The sequence below is a fragment of the Aquincola agrisoli genome, from assembly GCF_036621135.1.
Lineage (GTDB): Bacteria > Pseudomonadota > Gammaproteobacteria > Burkholderiales > Burkholderiaceae_C > Aquincola > Aquincola agrisoli.
The window spans coordinates 326,246-349,698 of the sequence record NZ_JAZIBG010000019.1; the positions used below are offsets into that span (position 1 = coordinate 326,246).

Annotated in this window: 20 protein-coding genes and 1 pseudogene; 7 read left to right on the forward strand and 14 right to left on the reverse strand. The window is 68.7% G+C overall.

Annotation, left to right across the window (positions count from 1 at the left end; all coding sequences use genetic code 11):
• Nucleotides 1-104: 104 nt before the first annotated feature.
• From V4F39_RS07730 to V4F39_RS07740, 3 genes are all read left to right on the forward strand, one after another.
• Nucleotides 105-1,244, forward strand: a complete 1,140-nt coding sequence (locus V4F39_RS07730; RefSeq protein ID WP_332288733.1) for an iron-containing alcohol dehydrogenase — start codon at nucleotides 105-107, stop codon at nucleotides 1,242-1,244.
• Between the two features lie 12 nt (nucleotides 1,245-1,256).
• A complete protein-coding gene (locus tag V4F39_RS07735; RefSeq protein WP_332288734.1) occupies nucleotides 1,257-3,005 on the forward strand; it encodes an IlvD/Edd family dehydratase in 1,749 nt (582 codons plus the stop codon).
• 237 nt (nucleotides 3,006-3,242) lie between these two features.
• Nucleotides 3,243-3,533 carry a DUF1330 domain-containing protein gene (locus V4F39_RS07740; RefSeq protein ID WP_332288735.1) on the forward strand — a complete coding sequence of 97 codons (291 nt, stop codon included), beginning with the start codon at nucleotides 3,243-3,245 and terminating at the stop codon, nucleotides 3,531-3,533.
• A 110-nt stretch (nucleotides 3,534-3,643) separates the two neighbouring features.
• On the opposite strand, the pseudogene V4F39_RS27200 reads toward V4F39_RS07740, so the two are convergent.
• Nucleotides 3,644-4,188: pseudogene (locus V4F39_RS27200) on the reverse strand (Bug family tripartite tricarboxylate transporter substrate binding protein).
• Nucleotides 4,189-4,393: 205 nt separating this feature from the next.
• Here V4F39_RS27200 and V4F39_RS07755 point away from each other — a divergent pair.
• Nucleotides 4,394-5,998 (forward strand): methyl-accepting chemotaxis protein, encoded by a 1,605-nt coding sequence (locus V4F39_RS07755; RefSeq protein WP_332288738.1) that lies wholly within the window; start codon nucleotides 4,394-4,396, stop codon nucleotides 5,996-5,998.
• A 30-nt stretch (nucleotides 5,999-6,028) separates the two neighbouring features.
• Here the strand turns inward: V4F39_RS07755 and V4F39_RS07760 are convergent, their stop codons facing one another.
• Together V4F39_RS07760 and V4F39_RS07765 are read right to left on the reverse strand one after the other, a co-directional pair.
• Nucleotides 6,029-6,976 carry a DNA-binding response regulator gene (locus V4F39_RS07760; RefSeq protein ID WP_332288739.1) on the reverse strand — a complete coding sequence of 316 codons (948 nt, stop codon included), beginning with the start codon at nucleotides 6,974-6,976 and terminating at the stop codon, nucleotides 6,029-6,031.
• Nucleotides 6,960-10,337 carry an ATP-binding protein gene (locus tag V4F39_RS07765; protein ID WP_332288740.1) on the reverse strand — a complete coding sequence of 1,126 codons (3,378 nt, stop codon included), beginning with the start codon at nucleotides 10,335-10,337 and terminating at the stop codon, nucleotides 6,960-6,962. The genes V4F39_RS07760 and V4F39_RS07765 overlap by 17 nt, the downstream gene beginning before the upstream one ends.
• Nucleotides 10,338-10,492: 155 nt before the next feature.
• On the opposite strand from V4F39_RS07765, the gene fmdA reads away from it, so the two are divergent.
• From fmdA to V4F39_RS07780, 3 genes are read left to right on the forward strand one after another with little or no spacing between them, the layout of a single operon-like run.
• The gene (fmdA, locus tag V4F39_RS07770) at nucleotides 10,493-11,725 is read left to right on the forward strand and encodes a formamidase (protein WP_332288741.1); all 1,233 of its coding nucleotides are present in this window, start codon (nucleotides 10,493-10,495) and stop codon (nucleotides 11,723-11,725) included.
• Between the two features lie 13 nt (nucleotides 11,726-11,738).
• On the forward strand, nucleotides 11,739-12,080 hold the full coding sequence (locus V4F39_RS07775) for an FmdB family zinc ribbon protein (RefSeq protein ID WP_332288742.1): 342 nt from the start codon (nucleotides 11,739-11,741) through the stop codon (nucleotides 12,078-12,080).
• 33 nt (nucleotides 12,081-12,113) lie between these two features.
• Nucleotides 12,114-12,629: an AmiS/UreI family transporter gene (locus tag V4F39_RS07780; RefSeq protein WP_332288743.1), complete on the forward strand. Its 516-nt coding sequence runs from the start codon at nucleotides 12,114-12,116 to the stop codon at nucleotides 12,627-12,629.
• Between the two features lie 5 nt (nucleotides 12,630-12,634).
• On the opposite strand, the gene V4F39_RS07785 is transcribed toward V4F39_RS07780, so the two are convergent.
• From V4F39_RS07785 to V4F39_RS07835, 11 genes are all read right to left on the reverse strand, one after another.
• Nucleotides 12,635-13,417, reverse strand: coding sequence for a GntR family transcriptional regulator (locus V4F39_RS07785; RefSeq protein WP_332288744.1), 783 nt, complete (start codon nucleotides 13,415-13,417; stop codon nucleotides 12,635-12,637).
• Nucleotides 13,418-13,492: 75 nt separating this feature from the next.
• A complete protein-coding gene (locus tag V4F39_RS07790) occupies nucleotides 13,493-14,251 on the reverse strand; it encodes a maleate cis-trans isomerase family protein (RefSeq protein WP_332288745.1) in 759 nt (252 codons plus the stop codon).
• Nucleotides 14,248-15,267 carry a carbon-nitrogen hydrolase family protein gene (locus V4F39_RS07795; RefSeq protein ID WP_332288746.1) on the reverse strand — a complete coding sequence of 340 codons (1,020 nt, stop codon included), beginning with the start codon at nucleotides 15,265-15,267 and terminating at the stop codon, nucleotides 14,248-14,250. Before V4F39_RS07795 ends, V4F39_RS07790 begins: the two co-directional genes overlap by 4 nt.
• Nucleotides 15,268-15,332: 65 nt before the next feature.
• The gene (locus V4F39_RS07800) at nucleotides 15,333-16,031 is read right to left on the reverse strand and encodes an ABC transporter ATP-binding protein (protein ID WP_332288747.1); all 699 of its coding nucleotides are present in this window, start codon (nucleotides 16,029-16,031) and stop codon (nucleotides 15,333-15,335) included.
• Nucleotides 16,025-16,789 (reverse strand): ABC transporter ATP-binding protein, encoded by a 765-nt coding sequence (locus V4F39_RS07805; protein WP_332288748.1) that lies wholly within the window; start codon nucleotides 16,787-16,789, stop codon nucleotides 16,025-16,027. Before V4F39_RS07805 ends, V4F39_RS07800 begins: the two co-directional genes overlap by 7 nt.
• A complete protein-coding gene (locus V4F39_RS07810) occupies nucleotides 16,782-17,759 on the reverse strand; it encodes a branched-chain amino acid ABC transporter permease (RefSeq protein WP_332288749.1) in 978 nt (325 codons plus the stop codon). The genes V4F39_RS07805 and V4F39_RS07810 overlap by 8 nt, the downstream gene beginning before the upstream one ends.
• Nucleotides 17,760-17,761: 2 nt before the next feature.
• Nucleotides 17,762-18,676 (reverse strand): branched-chain amino acid ABC transporter permease, encoded by a 915-nt coding sequence (locus V4F39_RS07815; RefSeq protein WP_332288750.1) that lies wholly within the window; start codon nucleotides 18,674-18,676, stop codon nucleotides 17,762-17,764.
• Entirely contained in the window at nucleotides 18,673-19,836 is a 1,164-nt protein-coding gene (locus V4F39_RS07820) for an ABC transporter substrate-binding protein (protein WP_332288751.1), read from the reverse strand. The genes V4F39_RS07815 and V4F39_RS07820 overlap by 4 nt, the downstream gene beginning before the upstream one ends.
• Before the next feature lie 43 nt (nucleotides 19,837-19,879).
• Complete coding sequence (locus V4F39_RS07825) at nucleotides 19,880-20,791, reverse strand: fumarylacetoacetate hydrolase family protein (protein ID WP_332288752.1); 912 nt, start codon at nucleotides 20,789-20,791, stop codon at nucleotides 19,880-19,882.
• 100 nt (nucleotides 20,792-20,891) lie between these two features.
• A complete protein-coding gene (locus V4F39_RS07830) occupies nucleotides 20,892-22,028 on the reverse strand; it encodes a cupin domain-containing protein (protein ID WP_332288753.1) in 1,137 nt (378 codons plus the stop codon).
• A gap of 846 nt (nucleotides 22,029-22,874) precedes the next feature.
• On the reverse strand, nucleotides 22,875-23,444 hold the full coding sequence (locus V4F39_RS07835) for a PEP-CTERM sorting domain-containing protein (protein ID WP_332288754.1): 570 nt from the start codon (nucleotides 23,442-23,444) through the stop codon (nucleotides 22,875-22,877).
• Nucleotides 23,445-23,453: the final 9 nt, after the last annotated feature.

The window sequence follows — 23,453 nt, forward strand, 5'->3', positions numbered from 1 at the left end:
ACGTTGAAGATGCGACAGCCGCACATCGTTGTTGATGATCTCGATTGGTGCGTGATATAACGAATGCTCATTTCACATACCGACCGCATTTCGCGAGGATTGCCATGGCCCTCATCAACTACATCACCCAGATTCAATTCGAATTTGGTGCGATCGGCCTGCTCGGACAGCAGTGCGAACGTGTCGGCATCCGACGTCCGCTGATCGTGACCGACCGGGGCGTAAAGGCCGCCGGCATCATCGACACCGTGCTGAATGCTCTCGAGCCTGCGGTCACCGTCGCCGTCTATGACCGCACGCCGCCGAACCCCAACGAGGCGGCCGTGCGTGAAGCGGTAGGCGCGTACAAGGCGGGCGATTGCGATGGCATCGTCGCCGTGGGCGGCGGCTCGTCCATCGATCTGGCCAAAGGTGTGGCCGTCTGCGCCACACACCACGGCCCGTTGCGGAGTTTTGCCGTGATCGAAGGCGGGGCCGATCGCATCACCTCCCGCACGGCTCCCGTGATCGCCGTGCCGACGACCGCCGGCACTGGCAGCGAAGTGGGTCGTGGCGCGATCCTGATCCTGGACGACGGCCGCAAGGTGGGGGTGATCTCGCCCTTCGTCGTGCCCAAGGTCGCGATCTGCGATCCGGCACTGACCATGGGCCTGCCGCCGATGCTGACGGCAGCAACGGGGATGGACGCCATCGCGCATTGCATCGAGACCTTCTTGTCGCCAGCGTTCAATCCGCCGGCCGACGGCATCGCGCTCGATGGGCTGCGGCGCGCCTGGCGCCACATCGAGCGCGCGACACGCCAGCCCGACGACCGCGACGCGCGGCTGAACATGATGAGCGCTTCGATGCAGGGCGCTCTGGCGTTCCAGAAGGGACTGGGGTGCGTGCACAGCCTGAGCCACTCGCTCGGCGGCATCGATCCGCGCCTCCATCACGGCACGCTGAACGCCATCTTCCTGCCCGCCGTGATCGCCTTCAACCAGTCGGCCGCATCGGTGCGCGAAGACGACAAGCTCAACCGGCTGGCCCAGGCGATGGGCCTGGCCAGCGGGGCCGAGGTGGGGTCTTCCCTCCGCGCCATGACCGAGCGCCTGGGCCTGCCAACGGGCCTGGCCACCGTGGGCGTGACGCGTGCGATGTTTCCGGACATCGTCCGCGGCGCGCTGAAAGATCACAGCCACCGGACCAACCCACGCATCGCAGCGGACACCGATTACGAAGCGATGCTCGAAGAAAGCATGTAAGGAGCAATGCAGATGAGTTCACCGCCCGCCAACCCGCCACGCAAGAAACCTGGCGAACTGCGCAGCCAGCAATGGTTCGGTCGCCAGGACCGCGACGGGTTCGCCTACCGCAGCTGGCTCAAAGGCAAGGGTGTGCCGCACGACCAGTTCGACGGCCGTCCGGTCATCGGCATCTGCAACACCTTCAGCGAACTCACCCCCTGCAACAGCCACTTCCGCACGCTGGCAGAGCAGGTGAAGATCGGCGTATACGAAGCCGGAGGCTTCCCGCTGGAATTTCCGGTGATGAGCCTGGGAGAGACGCTGCTACGCCCCACTGCCATGCTGTATCGCAACCTGGCCAGCATGGATGTCGAGGAAAGTATCCGGGGCAACCCCATCGACGGCGTCGTGCTGCTGATGGGCTGCGACAAGACCACGCCGGCGCTGCTGATGGGCGCCAGCAGCGTGGATCTCCCCACCATCGGCGTCAGCGGCGGCCCCATGCTCAACGGCAAGTGGCGAGGGCAGGAATTGGGCTCGGGCACTGGCGTGTGGTCCATGAGCGAGCAGGTGCGGGCAGGCACGCTCAAGCTGAACGACTTCTTGGAGGCCGAGAGCTGCATGCACCGCAGCCATGGCCATTGCATGACCATGGGCACGGCCAGCACGATGGCCAGCATGGTGGAAGCATTGGGCGTCGGTCTGCCGGGCAACGCCGCATACCCGGCCGTGGACGGTCGCCGCAACGTGCTGGCACGCAGCGCCGGTCGGCGCATCGTCGAGATGGTGCACACCGACCAGAAGTTGTCGCAGATCCTCACGCGCGAGGCGTTCGAGAATGCCATCAGGACGCTGGCCGCCATCGGCGGTAGCACCAACGCGGTGATCCATCTGATTGCCATCGCCGGCCGCATCGGCGTGCCGCTTTCCATTGACGATTTCGAACGTCTGGCCAGCGAACTGCCGTGCATCCTGAACCTGCAGCCCTCCGGCCAGCACCTGATGGAAGACTTCTGCTACGCCGGCGGCCTGCCGGCGGTGATGAAAGAGATCGCGTCGGTGCTGCACACGGAGATCGTGACTGCCAGCGGTCATACGGTGGCGCAAAACATCGCCGATGCGCAGAACTTCGATCCACGCGTCATCAAGACGATGGAGCAGCCGTTCAAGGCTAAAGCGGGCATCGCCATCCTGCGCGGCAACATCGCTCCGCGCGGCGCTGTCATCAAGCCCAGCGCCGCCACGCCAGCGCTGATGCAACATACCGGCCGCGCGGTGGTCTTCGAAAGCGGCGACGACTTCCATGCCCGCATCAACGACGACGACCTGGACGTCGACGAAACCTGCATCTTGGTACTGAAGAACTGCGGCCCCAAGGGCTACCCCGGCATGGCCGAACTGGGCAACATGCCGCTGCCGCCCAAGGTGCTGAAACGCGGCATCACCGACATGGTCCGCATCAGCGATGCCCGCATGAGCGGTACGGCGTACGGCACGGTGGTGCTGCACACCACGCCAGAAGCCGCCGCGGGAGGGCCGCTGGCACTGGTGCACAACGGCGACCTGATCACGCTCGACGTGCCCGCGCGCCGGCTGCACCTGCATGTGGACGACGCCGAACTCGAACGTCGCCGCGCCGACTGGACTGCACCGCCGCCGCCGATGCAAAGCGGCTACTGGAAGCTCTACATAGACCACGTGCTGCAGGCCGATGAAGGCGCCGACCTGGATTTCCTTCGAGGCAAACGCGGTTCGGCCGTGCCCAAGGACAACCATTAGCCGCCGTCGACGAACACCGGCAACACAAAAAGCTCAGGGACAACCGCAGATGTATCGGCAAGGGCTCCCGCATCCAGCGCAGGCAGCCACGGCGTTGCAACATGCGCACCGGCGCTGCTGCCAGACCGCGGGGTTTCTTTCTCGTCAGCCACCTTGGGAAGCGCAATCACAGTCACGAGTGCTCAAGCTCCACGGGAGCTACAGAGCCCATTTCACAAATCTCAACAAGGAGATCTCATGCCCAAAGCCTACTGGGTCACTATGTACCGCGCCGTGAAGGACGCGGAGAAAGTCGCTGCCTACGCCAAGCTTGCGGGCCCTGCACTCACGTCAGCAGGCGGCCGCTTCATAGCGCGCGGCGAGCCGTCGACGATCTATGAACTCGGGTCGAAGCAGCGCACAGTCGTCATCGAGTTTGAGAGTGTCGATCAGGCCGTCGAAGCGCACGACAGTCCCGCCTACCAAGAGGCCCTGGCAGTGCTGGGCGATGGTGCGGAACGAGACATCCGAATCGTCGGAGGTATTTGAACGCCAGCGAGCTCAAATCCGGTGGTGCCATGTCGCCGGAAGCCAAGCACCACCTGCCGGGGAAGGTGACTTAGTCAAAGGCCCCCTGATCCGACCTTGGATCAGGACGCTCACTCCAGCACGTACTTGATCGCCTTCACGACCCCCGTCCACTTGGCGATCTCGGCGGCCTGGTAGCTGCCCAACGCCTCTGGCGTTCCGCCGACGGGATCCAGCCCTGCCTTCTTGAACGTCGCCAAGAGGGCCGGGTGCTTCGAGGCAGCGTAGATCCCATCGTCCAGTTGCTTCACGACCGCACGCGGTGTGTTGGCCGGCGCATAGACGGCAATCCAAGACAGCGACTCGAAGCCAGGAACCGCTGTCTCGGCCACTGTAGGGACGTCGGGTACGAGTTCGGTCCGTTCGCACCGGTGACGGCCAATGCGCGCAGCTTGCCAGCGGCCGCAAGCGGTGCGGCCGAGGGCACGTTGTCGAACATCACCTGCACGTGGCCGCCCATCAGATCATTCAACGCCGGGGTGCTGCCCTTGTAGGCCACGTGTCGCAGCGTCGTGCCGGTCTGCATGGCGAACAGCTCGGTCGTCAGGTGCATCGAGCCGCCGTTGCCGGTGCTGGCGTAGGCGACCTTGTCGGGGTTGGCCTTCCGGTACGCCATGAACTCCTGCAAGGTCTTCGCAGGCACGGACGGTCCACTTTGGGACCCTGCCGATTTCTGGCGCGCACGAAATGATAACAATCAAAGTGCATCACCTTTGTGGTGCAACTTTGGATTTTTCAATCAAGTCGTAGGCGCACCATGCGGGGTGTCATCACCCTCTTCGCACTGAATGCCGTGTGCGGAGTTCAGCAAAGGTCAGCCCATGTTTTTCATCCGGAATCTGCGCATCGCCACCCGCCTGTGGCTTCTCATCGGCCTGATGTCGTCGGTGCTGCTGTCCATCGGCGCCACGGGCCTGGTGGCGCTGCACAAGACCAACGAGTCGCTGCGCACGGTGTACGAGGACCGCACGGTCCCGCTCGGCCAGATCGCCGACATCCAGCGCATGGTGCAGCGCAGCCGCCTGCTGCTCGACGGCATGCTGATGCATCCGCACCAGGAGCGCAGCGCGGAGGCCCCCGCCAGCGTGGAACGTCTGGCAGCCCAGATCGATGCCACCTGGCGGGCCTACCGCGCCACCTTCATGACGGCGCAGGAGGAAAAGCTCGCCACCAAGCTCGGCGACGACCTCGCCCGGTTCCAGCAGGAGGCGCTGCAGCCGGCGCTGGAGGCTGCCCGGCAGGGCCGGCTTGAGGATGCAAAGCGCCTGAACGCCGGCCCTGTGCTGGCGCTCTACGAGCCCACCCGCGAAGGGCTGGAAGCGCTGGTCAAGCTGCAGCTCGACGTCACGCGGGCGGAGTACGACGCGGCCGTCGCCCGTTATGCCCTGGTCCGCTGGGCGAGCCTGGCGGCCATTGCGGCCGGCCTGGTGTTCGGGCTCGGCTTCGGCATGCTGCTGGTGCGCGACATCTGCGGCCCGCTGGCGCAGGCGGTCAGCCTGTCGAACGCGGTGGCCGAAGGCGAGTTGTCGCACGTGTCGGAGCCGTCCGGGCGGGACGAGGTGGCCCGTGTGCTGCAGGCGCTCGCCCGCATGAGCGGCAACCTCGCGCAGACGGTGGGCCACGTGCGCACCGGCGCGGACAGCGTCGCCACCGCCAGCGCCGAGATCGCGCAGGGCAACCTCGATCTCTCGTCGCGCACCGAAAGCCAGGCCAGCGCGCTGGAGCAGACCGCCGCCTCGATGGAGCAGTTGAGCGCCACCGTGAAGCACAACGCCGACAACGCCCGCCAGGCCAACCAGCTGGCGCAGAGCGCGGCCGACGTGGCCACGGAAGGCGGCCGCGTGGTGGCCGAGGTGGTCGACACCATGCGCGACATCAACGATTCCAGCAAGAAGATCGCGGACATCATCGGCGTGATCGACGGCATCGCGTTCCAGACCAACATCCTGGCGCTCAACGCGGCGGTGGAGGCCGCGCGGGCCGGCGAGCAGGGCCGCGGCTTCGCGGTGGTGGCCGGCGAGGTGCGCACGCTGGCCCAGCGCAGCGCCGAAGCCGCCAAGGACATCAAGGGCCTGATCACCGCCAGTGTGGAGCGCGTGGACCAGGGCACCGAGCTGGTCGACCGCGCCGGCGCCACGATGACCGAGATCGTCGCGAGCATCCGCCGCGTGACCGACATCATGGGCGAGATCAGCGCCGCCACCTCCGAGCAGAGCGCGGGCGTCGCGCAGGTGGGCGTGGCCGTCACGCAGATGGACCAGGCCACGCAGCAGAACGCCGCGCTGGTCGAGCAGATGGCGGCGGCCGCCTCCAGCCTGCGGGCGCAGGCCGACCAGCTCGTGCAGTCGGTCTCCGTGTTCAAGACGACGGCAGGCACCGGCGGGCAGGCCACTGCGGCGGCCTCCCCGGCCGAGGCCCTGGCCTGAGGGCAGCGCCGGCCGGCGGGCTCGACGCCGTCAGGCCTGGCCGTGCAGCGCTGCCAGCGCCGTGGCGGCCGAGCGGGTCTCGACGCCGAGCTTCTCGAACAGGTGCTCCAGGTGCTTGCTCACGGTGTGGCGGCTGATGCCGAGGATCTCGGCGATGTCGCGGTTGGTCTTGCCCTTGGCCAGCCACGACAGCACCTCCGCCTCGCGTGCGGTGAGTGCCGCGGCGGCCACGCGCGGGCGTGCCGCGGGCGTGCCTTCGCGCAGCTCCAGCATCAGCATGGTCTCGCCGAGCCCGACCTCGCCGACGTGGCGCATCAGCACGTGCCCGCCTGCCGGCAGCGGCAGCGCCTGTTCACCGGCCGGGGCCACGGCCCAGGCTGCGGGCCAGCACGAGGCCTGCGGCGGCAGGCCCAGCGCCTGCAGCCAGCGCTGTGCCTGCGGCGAGCACCAGGCAATGCGCCGGCCCGCCGCCTGCGCTTCCCCCCGCGCTTCGTCCTGCCGTTCGCCCAGCCGCTCGCTCAACATCACCACGCCGCGGCCCGCGACGTCGACTGCCTCGCGCGCCAGCCGGGCCTGGCGCGCGTTGCGCCAGTGGGTGTGCAGCCGTGCCAGCACCTCGCGCGTGCGCAGCGGCTTGGTCACGTAGTCCACTCCGCCCGCCGCGAAACCCTCCAGCACGTGCGTGGTCTCGGTGAGGCCGGTCATGAAGACCACCGGGATCTGCGCGAGCCCGGCATTGGCCTTGATGCGGCGGCAGGTGTCGAAGCCCGACAGCCCGGGCAGCATCGCGTCGAGCAGGATCGCGTCGGGCGTGGCCCAGCTCAGGCATTCGAGGGCGGCTTCGCCGTCGGCCGCCACCAGCACCGTGTAGCCCTCGGCCTCCAGCGCGTCGCGCAGCATGCCCAGCGTGCTCGGCGCGTCGTCCACCACCAGCACCACCGGCTTGTCGGTGGCCGTCGCCTCAGATGCGGGTTTCACGCGGGTCCTCCCTCAACATGGCTTGAAAGGCCGCCAGCTCGTAGCGGCTGACCAGGCCGCGCAGCCCCTCGCAGGTGCCGGCCAGCGCCGGCGAGCCGGCGGCCAGCTGGTCGAGCGCCTGGTGCAGCCCCTGCGCGTGGCCCATGCGCGCGAGCCGCAGCAGGTCGGTGCGCACGTCGGCCGGCAGGCCGGTGGTGACGATGGCGCGGGGCGGCGGCACGGGCTCGGGCGGCGCCGCGGCCTGCACCCAGGCCAGCCCCAGCTCGGACTGCAGCGTGTGCAGCAGCTGTGATTCGCGCACCGGCTTGCCGATGAAGCCCTGGCAGCTCGCGGCCCGCAGCCGCTGCGGCTGGTTCTCGTAGAGGTCGGCCGACACCAGCACGATCGGCAGCAGCGCATGGCCGGCCCAGCGGATGCGCGCGGCCGTCTGCCAGCCGTCCATCGGCGCCATGCCGATGTCGAGCAGCAGCAGGTCGGGCACTGCGCAGGCCAGTTCGTCGAGACATTCGGCGCCGCTGGCGGCTTCTCGCACCGTGAAACCCAGCGGTGCGAGCATGCCGGCCAGCATCTGCCGCTGCACCGCCTGGTCGTCGACGACCAGCACGCTGCGCCGCGGCCCCTCGTAGCCGATGATGCGGTGCGGCTCCGGCGCCTCGGGCCCCGGCGCATCGGCCGGCGGCAGCGGCACCTCGACGCTGAAGGTGCTGCCCAGGCCCGGCGTGCTCTGCACCGCCAGCCGCCCGCCCATCAGCGCGACCAGCTTCTCGGTGATGGCCAGGCCCAGGCCGGCGCCGGGCTCGCCGCGGCGGCGGCCCACCGCGCCGCGCTCGAAGGGCTCGAAGATGCGCCGCAGATCCTGCGGCGCGATGCCGATGCCGGAGTCGGCGATGTCGAAGCGCAGCGCCGCCTGGCGGCAGTCGACGTGCAGCGTGACCGAGCCCGCATCGGTGAAGCGGATCGCGTTGCCGATCAGGTTGATCAGCACCTGCCGCAGGCGTTTGCCGTCGGCCAGCACCCAGGCGGGCACGCTGCCGCTGGTCAGGTGCAGGAAGCGCAGGCCCTTGGCCTCGGCCTGCGGGCGCACCATGCGCACCAGCTCCTCGAGCAGGCCGGGCAGCGACAGCGGCATCGGCTCCAGCTGCAGCCGGTCGGCCTCGATGCGGGCGAGGTCGAGCAGCTCGTCGACCAGGCCGACCAGGTGCTCGCCGCTGCGCTGGATGGTCTGCACCGCGTCGCGCGGCGCGCCGGGCAGGCTGTCGCTCTTCAGCAGGATCTGCGCGTAGCCCAGGATGCTGTTGAGCGGCGTGCGCAGCTCGTGCGAGATGCCGGCCACGTAGCGCGTCTTGGCCTGGCTCGCGGCCTCGGCTTCGTCCTTGGCGCTGCGCAGCGCGGCGGCGGTGTGCTGGTGCGCCACCACCTCCTGCGCGAGCAGCTCGTTCTGGCGGTTGGAGTCCTCCTGCGCGAGGTGCCGCGCCTCGCTGCCCAGCGCCACCCACCAGCTCGACACCGCCACCAGCAGCAGCAGCATCGCCGCCACCTTCCACAGCGCCGAGGCCAGTGCCTCCCGCACCTCGGCCGAGGCGGCCACCGTGCTCTCCTGGATGTAGACCATGCCCAGCACCGTCGCGCCCAGCGCGCACAGCGACAGCAGCACCACCATGTAGTGCCCGAGGTGGAAGTTGACGCGCCGCGTCAGCGCCGCCGGCAGCAGCGCGCCGAAGAAGCGCTCCATCTGGTCGACCGCGCGCGAGCGGGTCTTGCAGCGGTCGTGGCAGCGCGATTCCAGCGTGCAGCACAGCGAGCAGATCGGCGCCTCGTAGGCCGGGCAGTGCGTCATGTCTTCCGACTCGAAGCGCTTCTCGCACACGCTGCACAGCACCGGCTCGCCGGCCTGCCCCACCGGGGCGGGCGAGCGCGCCACGTAGTAGCGGCCGCGCGTGGCCAGCGCGATGGCCGGCGCCAGCACGAAGGCCAGCCCCAGCGCGATGAAGGGCGAGAACGCCGCCGGCCCCGGCCCCAGCAAGCCCACGTGCGCCACCATCGCGACGGCCGCCGCAACGCCCATCGCGCCGAGGCCGACCGGGTTGATGTCGTAGAGGTGGCCGCGCTTGAACTCGATGCCCTTCGGGCTCAGGCCCAGCGGCTTGTTGACCACCAGGTCGGCCACCAGCGCCCCGATCCACGCCACCGCCACGTTGGCGTAGAAGCCCAGCACGGTGTCGAGCGCCTGGAACACGCCCAGCGCCATCAGCAGCACCGCGATCAGCACGTTGAACACCAGCCACACCACCCGGCCCGGATGGCTGTGCGTGAGCCGCGCGAAGAAGTTGGACCACGCGAGCGAGCCCGCATACGCATTCGTGAGGTTGATCTTGACCTGCGACACCACGACGAACACCACCGTGGCGGCCAGCACCCAGGCGGGGTCGGAGAACACGTGCGCGAAGCCGGCCAGGTACATCTGCGTGGGCTCCATCGCATCGCTGGCGGGGGCGCCGGTGCCGAGCACCAGGAAGGCGAGGAACGCCCCGCCCAGCATCTTCAGCATGCCCGGCACGATCCAGCCCGGCCCGGTGAGCACCACCGCCGCCCACCAGCGCACGCGGTTGGCGGCGGTGCGCTCGGGCATGAAGCGCAGGAAGTCCACCTGCTCGCCGATCTGCACGACGAGCGAGAAGGCCACCGTGGCCGCCGCGCCGAACATCAGCGGATCGAAGCCGCTGCTGCCCGAGGTGCTGCCCGCCAAGTGCGTGAACTCGACATAGGCCTGCGGCTGCTTCCACCAGATGACGAGGTAGGGCATCACCAGGAGCACGGCCCACAGCGGCTGCGTCCACACCTGAAGGCGCGAGATCAGCGTGATGCCGCGCACCACCATCGGCACGATGAGCAGCGAGCACAGCACATACAGCACGGACAGCGGCAGCGGGACCACCATCTGCAAGGCCACCGCCAGGATGGCCGATTCCAGCGCGAAGAAGATGAAGGTGAAGCCCGCGTAGATCAGCGAGGTGATGGTCGAGCCCATGTAGCCGAAGCCGGCGCCGCGGGTGAGCAGGTCCATGTCGAGGCCATGGCGGGCCGCGTAGTAGCTGATGGGCAGGCCGGTGAGGAAGGTGATCAGCGCCACGGTGACGATGGCCCACAACGCGTTCGAGAAGCCGTACTTCAGCGCGATGGCCGCGCCGATGGCTTCCAGCGCGAGGAACGACACCGCCCCCAGCGCGGTGTGGGCCACGCGCCATTCGGACCACTTGCGGAAGCCGAGCGGCGTGTAGCGCAGCGCGTAGTCCTCCATGGACTCGTCGGCGACCCAGCTGTTGTATTCGCGGCGGATGCGGAAGATCTTCTGCGGGACCATTTCCGAAGAAATGCCATGCCCGCCAGGGGCTGGCAAGCCGGGTTTCACCCAGGCGCACGCCGGGCGCATCAGACGAATGCCTTATTCGGCTTCGCGCGGCGCGTGCGCACCATGCCTCCCGTTCATCCGCTGTTCCACTGACCAGGAGACGTGACATGGCCGAAACGCTGATCAAGGTCGATCTCAACCAGTCGCCGTACGAGAACGAGAACGTCCACAACCGCTGGCACCCCGACATCCCGATGGCGTGCTGGGTCAAGCCCGGCGACGACTTCGTGCTCGAGACCTACGACTGGACCGGCGGCTTCATCAAGAACAACGACAGCGCCGACGACGTGCGCGACATCGACCTGTCGATCGTCCACTTCCTCAGCGGCCCGGTGGGCGTGCAGGGCGCCGAGCCGGGCGACCTGCTGGTGGTGGACCTGCTCGACATCGGCGCCAAGCCCGACAGCCTCTGGGGCTTCAACGGCTTCTTCAGCAAGAAGAACGGCGGCGGCTTCCTGACCGACCACTTCCCGCTGGCGCAGAAGTCGATCTGGGACATCCAGGGGCTGTTCACCGCATCGCGCCACGTGCCGGGCGTGCGCTACGCCGGGCTGATCCACCCCGGGCTGATCGGCTGCCTGCCCGATCCGAAGCTGCTGGCCGCGTGGAACGAGCGCGAGGTGGGCCTGATCGAGACCGACCCGCAGCGCGTGCCGCCGCTGGCCAACCCGCCCTTCGCGGCCACCGCGCACATGGGCAAGCTCGCGGGCGGCGCCAAGAGCAAGGCCGCGGCCGAAGGCGCGCGCACCGTGCCGCCGCGCGAGCATGGCGGCAACTGCGACATCAAGGACCTGTCGCGCGGCTCGAAGATCTTCTTCCCGGTGTACGTGAAGGGCGCAGGCCTTTCCGTGGGCGACCTGCACTTCAGCCAGGGCGACGGCGAGATCACCTTCTGCGGCGCGATCGAGATGGCCGGCTGGGTGCACATGCGGGTGCAGCTCATCAAGGGCGGCATGGCCACCTACGGCATCAAGAACCCGATCTTCAAGCCCAGCCCGATCACGCCCACCTACAACGACTACCTGATTTTCGAAGGCATCAGCGTCGACGAGCACGGCAAGCAGCACTACCTCGACGTGAACGTGGCCTACCGCCAGGCCTGCCTGAACGCCATCGAGTACCTGGGCAAGTTCGGCTACAGCCGCGCGCAGGCCTACAGCATCCTCGGCACGGCACCGGTGCAGGGGCACATCAGCGGCGTGGTCGACATCCCCAACTCGTGCGCCACGCTGTGGCTGCCCACGCAGATTTTCGACTTCGACGTGAACCCGAGTTCGGCCGGGCCGGCGAAGCAGGACTTCGCGGGCATCGACATGCCGGTGTCGCAGGACGTGGCCTGACACGGCGCCGCCCATGCCGACCTACGACTACCTGTGCCCGCAATGCGGGCCGTTCGATGCGCTGCGTGCCATGGCCGAGCGCGACGTGCCGGCGGCCTGCCCGGCCTGCACCCGACCCGCGGCGCGCGCGTGGCTGGCCGCGCCGCGGCTGGCCGACATGCCCGCCGACCGGCGCCATGCGATGGCCACCAACGAGCGGGCGTCCCACGAACCCAGGCGCTCGGGCGATTACGCGCGGCTGCGCCATCCGTCGGGCTGTTCCTGCTGCTCGCCGGGCCGCAGGTCGGCCACCGTGCGGGCGCCCGACGGGGCCAAGGCCTTTCCGGCCAAGCGGCCCTGGATGATCAGCCACTGACGGCACGACCCGACCAACCGCAAGGAGGACTTCATGCTGCTGGGCTTTTCGCTGCTCTACGTGGGTGCCGTGCTGTGCCTGAATGGCCTGTGGCTGCTCGGGCGCATCGGCGACCGCGAGATCTGGGTCATCAACGTGTTCTCGGGCTTCGTCACGCTGCTGATCGCGCTGCAGCTGGCGTTCGGGCCGGACGCGGACCCGGAATCGGTGAAGGGCGCGGCGTTGCTGCTGCTGTTCACCTTCACGTACTTCTGGGTCGCGTTCAACCGCTTCAACGGTTCCGACGGCCGGGGCCTGGGCTGGTTCAGCCTGTTCGTGTCGATCACCGCCGTGCCGGTGGCGGTGGATGCGCTGATGCACGCGCAGACGCCCTGGGGACTGTGGCTCGGGCTGTGCTGGGTGGCGTGGTCGGGGCTGTGGCTGCTGTTCTTCATCCTGCTGGCGCTGCAGAAGCCCATCGTGCGCCTGACCGGCGCGGTGGCGGTGGCCGAAGGGGTGCTGACCGGCTGGCTGCCCGGCTACCTCCTGCTCAACGGCTTGATCCGCTAGCGGGATCACCGCAGGCGTGAAGAGTCAGCGCTGCGTGAGGGTGACGCCAGCGCCAGCACCTTCTTCACCATGCGGCCGGTTTCGCGGTAGTGCCGGGCCAGCAGCCCGGCGGCCAGCCCGGCGTCTCGTGCCACTGCTGCGTCGAGCAGTTGCCGGTGCTCCACGGCCACATCGCGTCCGGGTGTCCAGTACGCGCTGTCGCGCAGGCTGGGCTGGCGGTAGCGCTCGGTCTGAGCGTAGAACTGGTCCGACAGGTCCAGCAGCCAGCGCGAACCACAGGCGGAGATCAGTGCGCAATGGAACTCGTGGTGTCGTGCCTCCAACTGCACGTCGTCGGGGGGCGTGACCTGCGGCGCTCCTGCTTCGCGCTGCTGCTTGGCCTGCATCAATGCGTCGAACGCCGCCACGAGCCGGTCCTCCCATGCAAGATCGCCACGCACCAGCGAGCGGCGAAGCGCCTCGCAGTCGATCAGGATGCGGGTCTCGATGGCGTCCCACATCTCTTCCTCGGAGAAGGGGGCGACCCGGAAGCCGCGCGACGTGGTGGATACGACCAGCCGCTCGCTCTGGAGTCGGTTCAGGGCTTCCCGCAGCGGCGAGAAGCTCAATCCATAGCGCTCTTTCAGATACTCCAGGCGCAGCGGCTGGCCGGCCGGAATGGCGCCGGAGATGAGGTCCTTGCGCAGCGCCCGGTGCGCTTGTTCGGCCAGCGTGATCTCCTCGATCGTGGCATCCGGTGCTGTGACGGCATCGACGGTCCCAGGCACCACGCGGATGCGCGGCTTCATCGCCCTGCTCCTGCGGCGTGCGGAATCATCGGTGGCAAGGGCAGTGGCATGCCGGAATCATAGGACGGAGCAGGCTCAGTACCGCCCCGACAGCAGCGCGCCGAAGCCCGGCACAGCGGCCGGCAGCCCCAGGCGCTTGAGCATCATGTAGGTGGTGGCCACGGACGAGGACACCACCGGCAGCCCGGTGCGGTCCTCGATCGGTTGCACCGAGGGCAGCGAGGGCATCTGCACGCAGGCGGAGGCGACGATGGCATCCACGCCGGCGGTGTTGAGCCGGCGCGTGATCTCGATCGGCGCGCACGGATCCTGACGGCCCACCTCCAGGTTGTCGGGGATCTCGAGCGAGATGCTGTCCACCACCTCGATGCCTTCGTGCTCGATGTAGTCGATGACCAGCTGCGTCAGCGGCTTCATGTACGGTGCGAGCAGCGAGACCTTCTTCGCGCCGATGGCATGCAGGCCGTCGACAAGCGCGCCCGCGCTGGTGACCACCGGCGCCGGGCCGCCGTTCTCCTGCGTGCGCCGGTGCAACCGCTGCTCGGACAGGCGGTGGTAGCCGCGGCCCATGCTCATGATGGCCACCAGGCAGGCGTAGCCCAGCACGTCCACGCGCGCGTCGGACAGCTCCAGCGCGCAGCGGTCGCTGTCGGCGTCCATGGCAGCCAGTTCCTCCTTCGTCACCTTCTTCATGCGCATGCGGCTCGCGTGGAAGGTGAAGCGCTCGGCCGCCACGGCTTCGCGCGCCCGCAGGATGGTGGGGATCTCGGTCTCCATGGTGGTGTTCGAGGAGGGCACGATCTGCCCGATACGCAGGATGCGTGGCGCGTTCATTGCAGTTCCTCTGGTTGGTCGACGGCGAACTCGGCGATGCCGCTCCCCTCGGGGCCGTCATCGAAGCGTGCCGATTGCTGCGGCCTGCGGTTGACGCGCAGGTCGAACACGTCGAAGCGGTTGTAGTGGCCGGTGATGTCGTGCATCTGGCGCGGCTGGATGCAGCGCGCCAGGTCGATGTCGGCGTAGACGATGCCCTCCTCGTCGATCAGCGGCTGGCCTACCACGCGACCGTCGGGGCCCAGGATGGCGGAGAAGGCGCTGTTGGGCCGCTCCAGCAGCGTGCGCGCCTGCGGGTGCGTGGCCGCCATGGCTCTGATGATCTCCTCGGAGATGGTCGAGCACGCCACGACGGTGAACAGCTTGCCCTCGAAGCAATGAGCCGCGGCACGGACCTTGATGGCCTCGGCCATGTCGTAGTCGGCCGGCGCCACCGGCAGCGCGATGTAGCTGGCCACGTGCACCAGCTCGCCCTGCGCCAGCAGGGCGAAGCGCGCCAGCGTGTTGGTGTTCTCGCCGCAGGCCAGCGAGCCCAGCGGGCCGATGCCGGTCGCGTGCACGCGCAGCGCCGAGCCGTCGCCCGGAGCCCAGGTCAGCTTCTCGGCCCAGGTGGGCACCAGCTTGCGGTGCCGGCCGAGGATGCGGCCGTCGTCGGCGATGGTGATCAGCGTGTTGTAGACGGTGCCGACGCCGGTGCGGCTGCGCTCGTTGGCCCCCACCACCACGTAGACCTGGTGGCGCGCGGCGGCCTGGCAGATCTTGGCGATCTCGGGGCCAGGGATCTCGATTGCCGACCGCACCAGCTTCTCGAACCAGGGGCTGCCTTCCACCGGATTCATGATCCAACTCCAGTACGGGTAGCCGGACACGAACACCTCAGGAAACGCGACCAGCCGCGCCCCGTTGGCCGCGGCCTCGGCGATCAGCGCGCAGACTTTGTCGACGGTGGCGTCGGTGTCGAGGAAGATGGGCGCGGCCTGTACGGCGGCCGCCTTGAAGCGGGGAAGGTCAAGCATGGGTGCTCCTGGCATCGAAGGAATGGATCGCTGCGTGCGATGTCGACATGGTTGTGGCACGGTCGTCAGATGCCTAGGTAGCGTTGTGCGAGGTCGGCGCGCGATGCGAGTTCGGCCGGCGTACCGGACCAGACCACGCGCCCCTTCTCGACAATGTGATGGCGGTCGAGCAGCGCAGCCATTTCCGTCAGGTTCTTGTCGATCACCAACGTCGTCAGCCCTTCGGACTTGAGCGTGCGCAGGCAGTCCCAGATCTCGCGACGGATCAGCGGTGCGAGGCCTTCGGTCGCCTCGTCGAGCACCAGCAGCGCGGGGTTGGTCATGAGCGCGCGGCCGATCGCCAGCATCTGCTGCTCGCCGCCCGACAGGGTGCGGGCGGACTGGCGGCGGCGCTCGCCCAACCGCGGGAACAGCCCCAGCACGCGGTCCAGCGACCAGTGGCCGCGGGTGGCGCTCCGGCGCGCTGTGGCCACCAGGTTCTCCTCGACCGAGAGCGATCCGAAGATGCGCCGGCCTTCAGGGACCAGGCCCATGCCCAGCCGCGCGATGGCGTGCGGCGCGAGGCCGGCCAACGGCCGGCCATGCAGCACGACGCTGCCGCCACGAAGCGGCAGCATGCCCATCAGCGTTCGCACGGTCGTGGTCTTGCCCATGCCGTTGCGGCCGACCAGCGACACGGCCTGTCCCGTGGGCGCCTCGAAGTCCATGCCGAACAGCACCTGGCTGCCGCCGTAGCCGGCCTGTAGTCCTTCCACGGTCAGCATGTTGTCTCCTCTCCCAGATAGGCGGCGCGCACTTCGGCGTGGCCGCGCACGGCCTGCGGCGTGCCGGTAAAGATGGTGCGGCCGTAGACCAGGACGGTGATGCGGTCGGCCAGCGCGAAAACGGCGTCCATGTCGTGCTCCACCAGCAGGATGGTGTAGCGCTGCTTCAGTCCCAGCAGCAGCGCGGTCATGCGCGCCGACTCCTCGCCGCCCATGCCGGCCATGGGCTCGTCCAGCAGCAGCAGGCGCGGCTCGCGCGCCAGCGCCACGGCCAGCTCCAACTGGCGCTTCTCGCCGTGCGCCAGGTCGGCCACGCAGACATCGGCACGCCCGCCCAGATCCACCTCCACCAGCCGGCGCCTGGCCTCGACCAGCAGGCCGGCATCCTGGCGCGGGTCGGCCCAGGCGCCGAATGCGCGGCCCGTCTTCAGTGTCAGCGAGAGCACCACGTTCTCGAGCGCCGTGTAGTCGGCGCACAGTTCGGTGATCTGGAACGAGCGTGACAGGCCGCGCCGCGCACGCAGATGCGCCGGCATCGCCGTGACATCCGTGCCGTCCAGCACGATGCTGCCGGCATCGGGTTGTTGCTCGCCGCACAGCTGCGAGATCAAGGTCGACTTGCCCGCGCCGTTGGGGCCGATCAGCGCGTGGATCTCGCCCTCGGCGAGTTCCAGGTCCACGCCGTCAGTCGCCTTGACGGCGCCAAAACTCTTGTGCAAGCCGCGCACGGTCAGCAGGGCGCGGGCGGGCTCAGCCATGGCGCGCTCCCAGCCAGCGGCCGAACAGGCCGTTGCGACCGGCCAGGACCACGACCACCAACACCGGGCCCATCACCAGCATCCAGTGCTCCGTCCATGCGGACAGCGCCTGCTCCAGGCCCAGGAAAACGGCCGCGCCCGCGATCGGGCCCAACAGCGTACCCACGCCGCCGAGGATCACGATGGCCATCAATTCGCCGGACTTGGTCCACGCCGCCATGTCCGGCGTGACCAGGCCTGCGAAGTTGGCCCACAGGATCCCGGCCAGCCCGGTGCCCACCGCCGACAGCACGAAGGCTGAAAGCCGGTAGGGCGTGGGCGCGGCGCCCAGGTTCACGGCGCGGCGCTCGCTCTGGCGAAGCGCCTGCAGCACCATGCCGAAGCGCGAGGCCACGATGCGGGCGCAGACGAAGGTCCAGGCAGCCAGCAGGGCGAGGCACAGGAAGTAGAAGGTCGTCGGGCTTTCCAGGTTCAGGCCCGGCAAGGTATTGCGCTGCGACATCATGAGCCCGTCGTCGCCCCCGTAGACCTGCAGCGACATCAGCACGAAGTAAACCATCTGCCCGAAGGCCAGCGTGATCATGATGAACTGCACGCCGCGCGTGCGCAGCGCCAGCGCACCGACCACCGCGCCCAGCAGGGCGCAGCAGGCGAGCGCGAGCGGCCACACTACGAGCACCTGCATGGAGCCGCTCCATCCCAGCAGGGGCCCGGCCTCCAGCGCGTGGTGCGCGACGATGGCGACCACGTAGCCGCCCAGGCCGAAGAACATCGCGTGGCCGAAGCTGACCATGGCGCCGTAGCCCAGCACCAGGTCCAGCGACACGGCCGCCAGGCCGTAGATCAGGAAGCGCGTGGCCAGGTTGATGGCGTAAGGCGCGCCCGCCAGGGCCGCGCCGGCCGGCAGCAGGGCCAGCACCAGCAGGCCGCCCAGCGCCACCATGCGGCGTCGATTCATCCATCCGTCCATGGTCAGGTCCTCGCGGGAAAGAGCCCCAGGGGGCGGACGATCAACACCACGGCCATCAGCACGTAGATCGCGGCCGAGGCCAGGCCGGCCGCCAGCGGCGTGGCCACCTCGGGCGCGAGCAGGCTCTCCAGCAGCCCCGGCAGGAAGGCCCGGCCCAGGCTGTCGACCATGCCGACCAGCAGTGCGCCGGCCATGGCACCGCGCACCGAGCCGACGCCGCCGATGACGATGACGACGAAGGTGGTGATCAGCACGCGCTCGCCCATGCCGATCTCCACGGCCAGCAGCGGCGCGGCCATCACGCCGGCCAGGCCGCACAGCAGTGCGCCCAGCCCGAACACCAGCGTGTAGAGGCGGTGGATGTCCACGCCCAGCGCGCCCACCATGTCGCGGTCGTCCGCACCGGCGCGTACCAGCATGCCGATGCGCGTGCGGTTGACCAGGAACCACAAGCCCACCGCCACCAGCACGCCGACGGCGATGAAGGCCAGGCGCATCACGGGGTACTGCAGGCCGGGTGCGAGCGTCACCGCGCCCGACAGGAGCGCCGGGATTTCGACCAGCGGCGGGCGCCGGCCGAACAGCAGGCTCACCGCCTCGTTGGTGAACAGGATGAGGCCGAAGGTGGCCAGCACCTGGTAGAGGTGGTCGCGCTGGTACAGGCGCCGCACCACCAGCAGCTCGACCAGCAGGCCATAGCCCCCGGCGCCGGCCAGAGCGGCCACCAGTGCGGCGGCGAACGAGCCCGTGTTGCCCAGCGCGAAGGCCGCACAGTAGGCGCCGACCATGTAGAAAGAGCCGTGGGTCAGGTTGACCACGCCCATGATGCCGAAGATCAGCGTCAGCCCCGAGGCCAACATGAACAGCATGGCCCCGAACTGCAGCCCGTTCAGGACTTGCTCGAGCAGCAGCGTCATGACGGCATCTTGCAGTCGGCGGCGTAGGTGTCGCGGTCGTCGCTGACGATCTTGCGCATGACCTTGGGACCGAGCTCACCGTCGGCCCCCTTCTCGATGCGCATCAGGTACAGGTCCTGGATCGGGTGCTGGTTGGTGTTCAGTGCGAATTTTCCGCGCAGCGACGTGAACGCGGCCTTGCGCAGCGCCGTGCGGAAGGCGGGGGTCTTGTCCAGGTCGCCGCCCACGGCTTTCAGGCCCGAGGCGATCCACTGCGCCGTATCGAAGGCCTGCATGGCGTAGTCCGTCGGTACGCGCTTGTAGGCCGCCTGGAAGTCCTGCACGAACTTCCTGGACGCCGGGTTGTCCATCGCCACCGACCAGATGCCGGTGGTGTAGAAGCCTTCGGAGGCGTTGCCGGTGGCCGTGAGCATGCGCGCGTCCATCGAGAAGCCCGGCATCAGCATCGGGATGGTCTTGCCCAAGCCAGCGTTGCCGTACTGCTTGGCGAAGTTGATGCCGGCACCGCCGGGGTGGAACTGATAGATGGCGTCGGGCGCGAGCGAGCGGATGCGCGCGATCTCGACCGAGAAGTCCGACTGGTCGAGCTTGGTGTAGACCTCCGCCAGCAGCTCACCCTTGAATGTGCGCTTGAAGCCGGCGATGGCATCGCGGCCGGCCTGGTAGTTGGGCGCCAGCGCCACCACGCGCTTGAAGCCCAGTTCGTTGGCCGCCACGCCGCCGGCCGTGTGGAAGGCGTCGTTCTGATAGGAGGCGACGAAGTAGTTGGCATCGCACTTCTCGCCGGCGAACGCCGAGGGTCCGGGGTTGGCGCTGATGTAGGTGTAGCCGGCTTTCGTGACGCTGGGCACCACGGCGGCCAGCACGTTCGAGAAGTTCACGCCGGTGTAGAGCTTGATCCCGGACTGCACCATGCGGTCGACCGCCTGCTTCGCGTTGGCGGGCTTCAACGCATCGTCCTCGACGACCAGTTCCACCGGCACGCCGCCGAGCTTGCCCCCGCCTTGCTGCACCGCGAGCATGAAGCCGTCGCGCAGGTCTTCGCCGATGTAGCCCGCGGGCGTGGACAGCGTGGTGATGAAGCCGATCTTGACCGGCGTGGCGGCCTGCGCGCCGGCGGCGGCGGCCAGCATGGCCGCAAGGCTGAGGTGCTTGAGCATGGGGGCTCCTGTGGAGACTGGAGGCGGGTGGGCGGTGATGCGGTCAGACCGCGACGACGGGATGGCGCAGCTGGCCGATGTGTTGCACGGTGGCTTCGACCACGTCGCCAGGCCACAGCCATTCCTGCGGGCTGCGCCCGGCGCCCACGCCCTCGGGCGTGCCCGTGGCGATGATGTCGCCGGGCTCCAGGGTGATGCCGGCGCTGATGTCGGCGATCAGGGTGTTCACCTTGAACAGCATGTGGCGCGTGTTGGAGTCCTGCTTGGTCACGCCGTTGACCTTCAGGCTCAGGTCCAGCACTTGCGGGTCGGGGATCTCGTCGGCCGTCACGATGACCGGACCGAACGGCGCATAGGTGTCCATGCCCTTGGAATAGATCCACTGGCCGGCGCGCCGGTTGTCGCGTGCGCTGATGTCGATCATCACGCTGTAGCCGAACACGTGGCCCAGCGCGTCCGCCTCGCTGATTCGCTTGGCTCGCGTGCCGATGATGGCGGCCAGCTCCACCTCCCAATCCAGCTGCTGCGTCAGCGCGGCGTTGTGCTCGATCGCATCGCCCGGGCCGATCACCGTGGTCGGCGGCTTCGAGAAGAGGACGGGCTGCCTGGGCAAGTCCTTGGCCGTGTCCAGCGCGCGGCTGGATTCGGCCACGTGCTCGACGTAGTTCAGGCCGATGCCGAAGATGTTCTTGCGCGGCCGAGGGATGGGCGCCAGCAGCTTGACGTTCGCCAGCGGCCGCGCCGTGCCGACCGGCCACCGCCCTTCGCACGACTGCAGCAGCGCGGTGGTCGACGCCACGGCCTGCGGCCCCAGGTCGATGAAGGCCAGCATGTCGGCGGGCAGCGGCTGCCCGGCGTGGGCGCCCAGCAGGGCGAGGTCGACGACATGGTTGCCGACCACGGCGCCGAGCCGCGCTGCGCCGGTGGTGTCGGCGCGGTAGGTGACGAGTCGCATGGTGTTCTCCAGGAAAAAGGGCAAGGGGATGCCGCGGGCGCCAGCGGCGCCCCGAGGCGGACGGCAAGGGAACTGAAGTAAGAGAACCGGCGCGGAACGGTCAGCCGGGCAGCGGCGCCACCGGCTGGCGCCCGCCGTTGTCGGCCAGGGCCTGCTCGTGGTACAGCCCCAGCTTCTCCATCACCGGCAGGTCGCTGAAGCAGAACAGGCAGGCGTCCTCGCTGTCGCTGGCGTTGGCGTGCTCGTGCCAGGCCCAAGAGGGCACGCAGAAGATGTCGCGTTCCTGCCAGTCGAAGCGCCGCCCGTCGATGATCGAATGGCCGCGGCCTTTGGCGACCTGGTACAGGAAGCTGCCGGTGTGGCGGTGCGCCTTGCCTGCAAAGCCCGGGCGCAGCCGCTGCATGCTGGCACCGATGGTGGCCATGACGTGGCCGCCGTCGACCGGGTTCACGTAGTGCATCAACGTGTCGTCGAACGGGTTGCCTTCCTGCAGCCGTGCCAGCCTGCACAAGGCTTCATAGGTGGGCTCCCACGGGTACTTGAACAGCGGCGAATAGCGGTGCGTCCAGCGCTGTCCCTGCGGCCGCAGCCCGGCGGCGCCCCACAGGGCGACAGAGTCGTCCACGGGGTGTCCGACGGCTTGGCGAAGGTCAGGGTGTACTTCGTAGAAGCCGGCTTCCAGCGTGTTGACCAGAGGAATGTCCAGCCCGTCCTGCCAGATGCAGGTCCGCCCGTCGGCTTCCACGCCGTGCTCGTGCCAGGTGCCGTTGGGTGTGAGCACGAAGTCGTTGGCGCCCAGCGTCATCTTGTGGCCGTCGACGATGGTGTACGCGCCGCGCCCTTCCATGATGAAGCGCAACGCCGAGGACGAATGCCGGTGCGCGGACGCCGCCTCGCCTGGATGCATGACCTGCAGCCCGGAGTAGAGCCAGCCCACTGCGGCGGAGACATCGCGTCGGCCCGGGTTGTCCAGGTAGATGACGCGGCGCCCGGCCTTCTCAGGCGTGACGAGGTCGACGGAGCGCAGCACATGCTCGCGCAGATCGCGGTAGCGCCACAACACGGGCACCGAGGCCGACTTCGGCTCCCAGGGCTCGATCTTGTTGGCGACCGTCCATAGCGCCGCCGTATCGAGCTGCGCGAGCTGCTGGTAGTAGGCCACCAGTTCAGGCGTGTCCGCGACGTCGGATCGCCCCGCTACGTTCTCTCGATAAGCGTCGTATGCCGGGTTGCCCATGCGTTGCTCCGTCTTTCCAGTGGACGCATTTTTTATAAAACAAAGCCAGCAAGTACCCGTGTATTCCCTGAGATCCTTTCATTTACGCAGATTTTGGTGACTTTTCGTCCTGAATTTTATAAAAGATGAGGTGTCCGCGGTCCGTGGTGCAGAGACTGACGCTGACGCGCTGCCCCTGCGCGGCTGGCCGCGGGGAGGCACCGTATTTGCCAAAAGCGTGCATGAACGCACGCCATACGCCCAACCCGCCCGGACCCACGTCGCCTCCGTCCGAACCTCCGCCTCTGGAGAGCCCGATGCCGCGGTCGGACATCCTTGACAACGAGGAGCCGGAATTCCAGCCTGACGAGCCGGACATCGCGCCCGAGCACAAGGGGGGCGCCGTGCCCCACCGCCTCGGGCGCCGCGATGCCGCCGCCAGGCGAGGGGCAGACATGAACGGCGACGTGGCTGGGCAGTCGGAGCCTGCGCCGTCGCCTGGGCAGCCGGATCCGGCGGACCAGCTGGGTGTGGTCCGGGAGGACCGGGTTCGGCGCGACGGCCGCGGGCAGATTCCGGTGCCGGCCGATGCTGCAGAACCTCCGCCCGCCCCGGCGCCTACCTCCTGAATGTCGTTCGCTACGGCACGAGCGAGGAGATTGCGGCCACCGGGTCTTCCTGGCGGCGCCGCTTGCACCGCCGGCCAGAACCTGCGTTGTCGACGGCGGCGTCACGGCAGCGGATGCTGGTGGTTGCCGTGGCTGACCACTCGCCGCACATGCTGCCAAGGTCGCCCGCCCCGGTCCGGCGGCCGCATCGCCTGCGGCCGCCGTGTCAGCGACGCCGGCCGTGCCGGCGCCGATCTCGTCAGGCCGCCTTGCGGCGCCCCAGGAACACGAGCCCTGCCAGGCCCATGCCCATCATGGCCATCGTCGCCGGTTCGGGCACCGCGGTGACCGAGACGGCATCGAGGAACATGAAGCCGACCGGATCGACGAAGTTGAAGGCCAGCGTCATGGTCTCGCCGGTGGTGAGGCCGCTGAACTCGTACAGCGTGTAGCCGCCGGCCGCCGGCGTGGTCAGCGACAGCAGCGTCTGCCCGCCGAACATCACGCTGAAGCTGCTGGGGATGGCGCCATCCGGCTGAAACGCGAACGAGAGGTTCCACGTCTTGCCGGCGCCACCGACGTTGATCGTCTGCGTGATGCCGCTGTCGGTTCCGGAGCCGAAGTACGCGCTGCAGGCGCCGGCAAACACGCTGTCATCCGCGCCGGGGCACTGCACCCCGTTGAACAGCGAGTCGCCGGTGGTGATCCAGCCGGAGAAGTCGGCGGTTTCGAAGCTGCCGTTGGTGACCAGGTTGGCCTGCGCGGGGGCTGCAAAAGCCGCCGTGGCGGCCAGTACCAGCCCTGCTGCCGACACACCGAGTTTTTTCATGATCGTTTC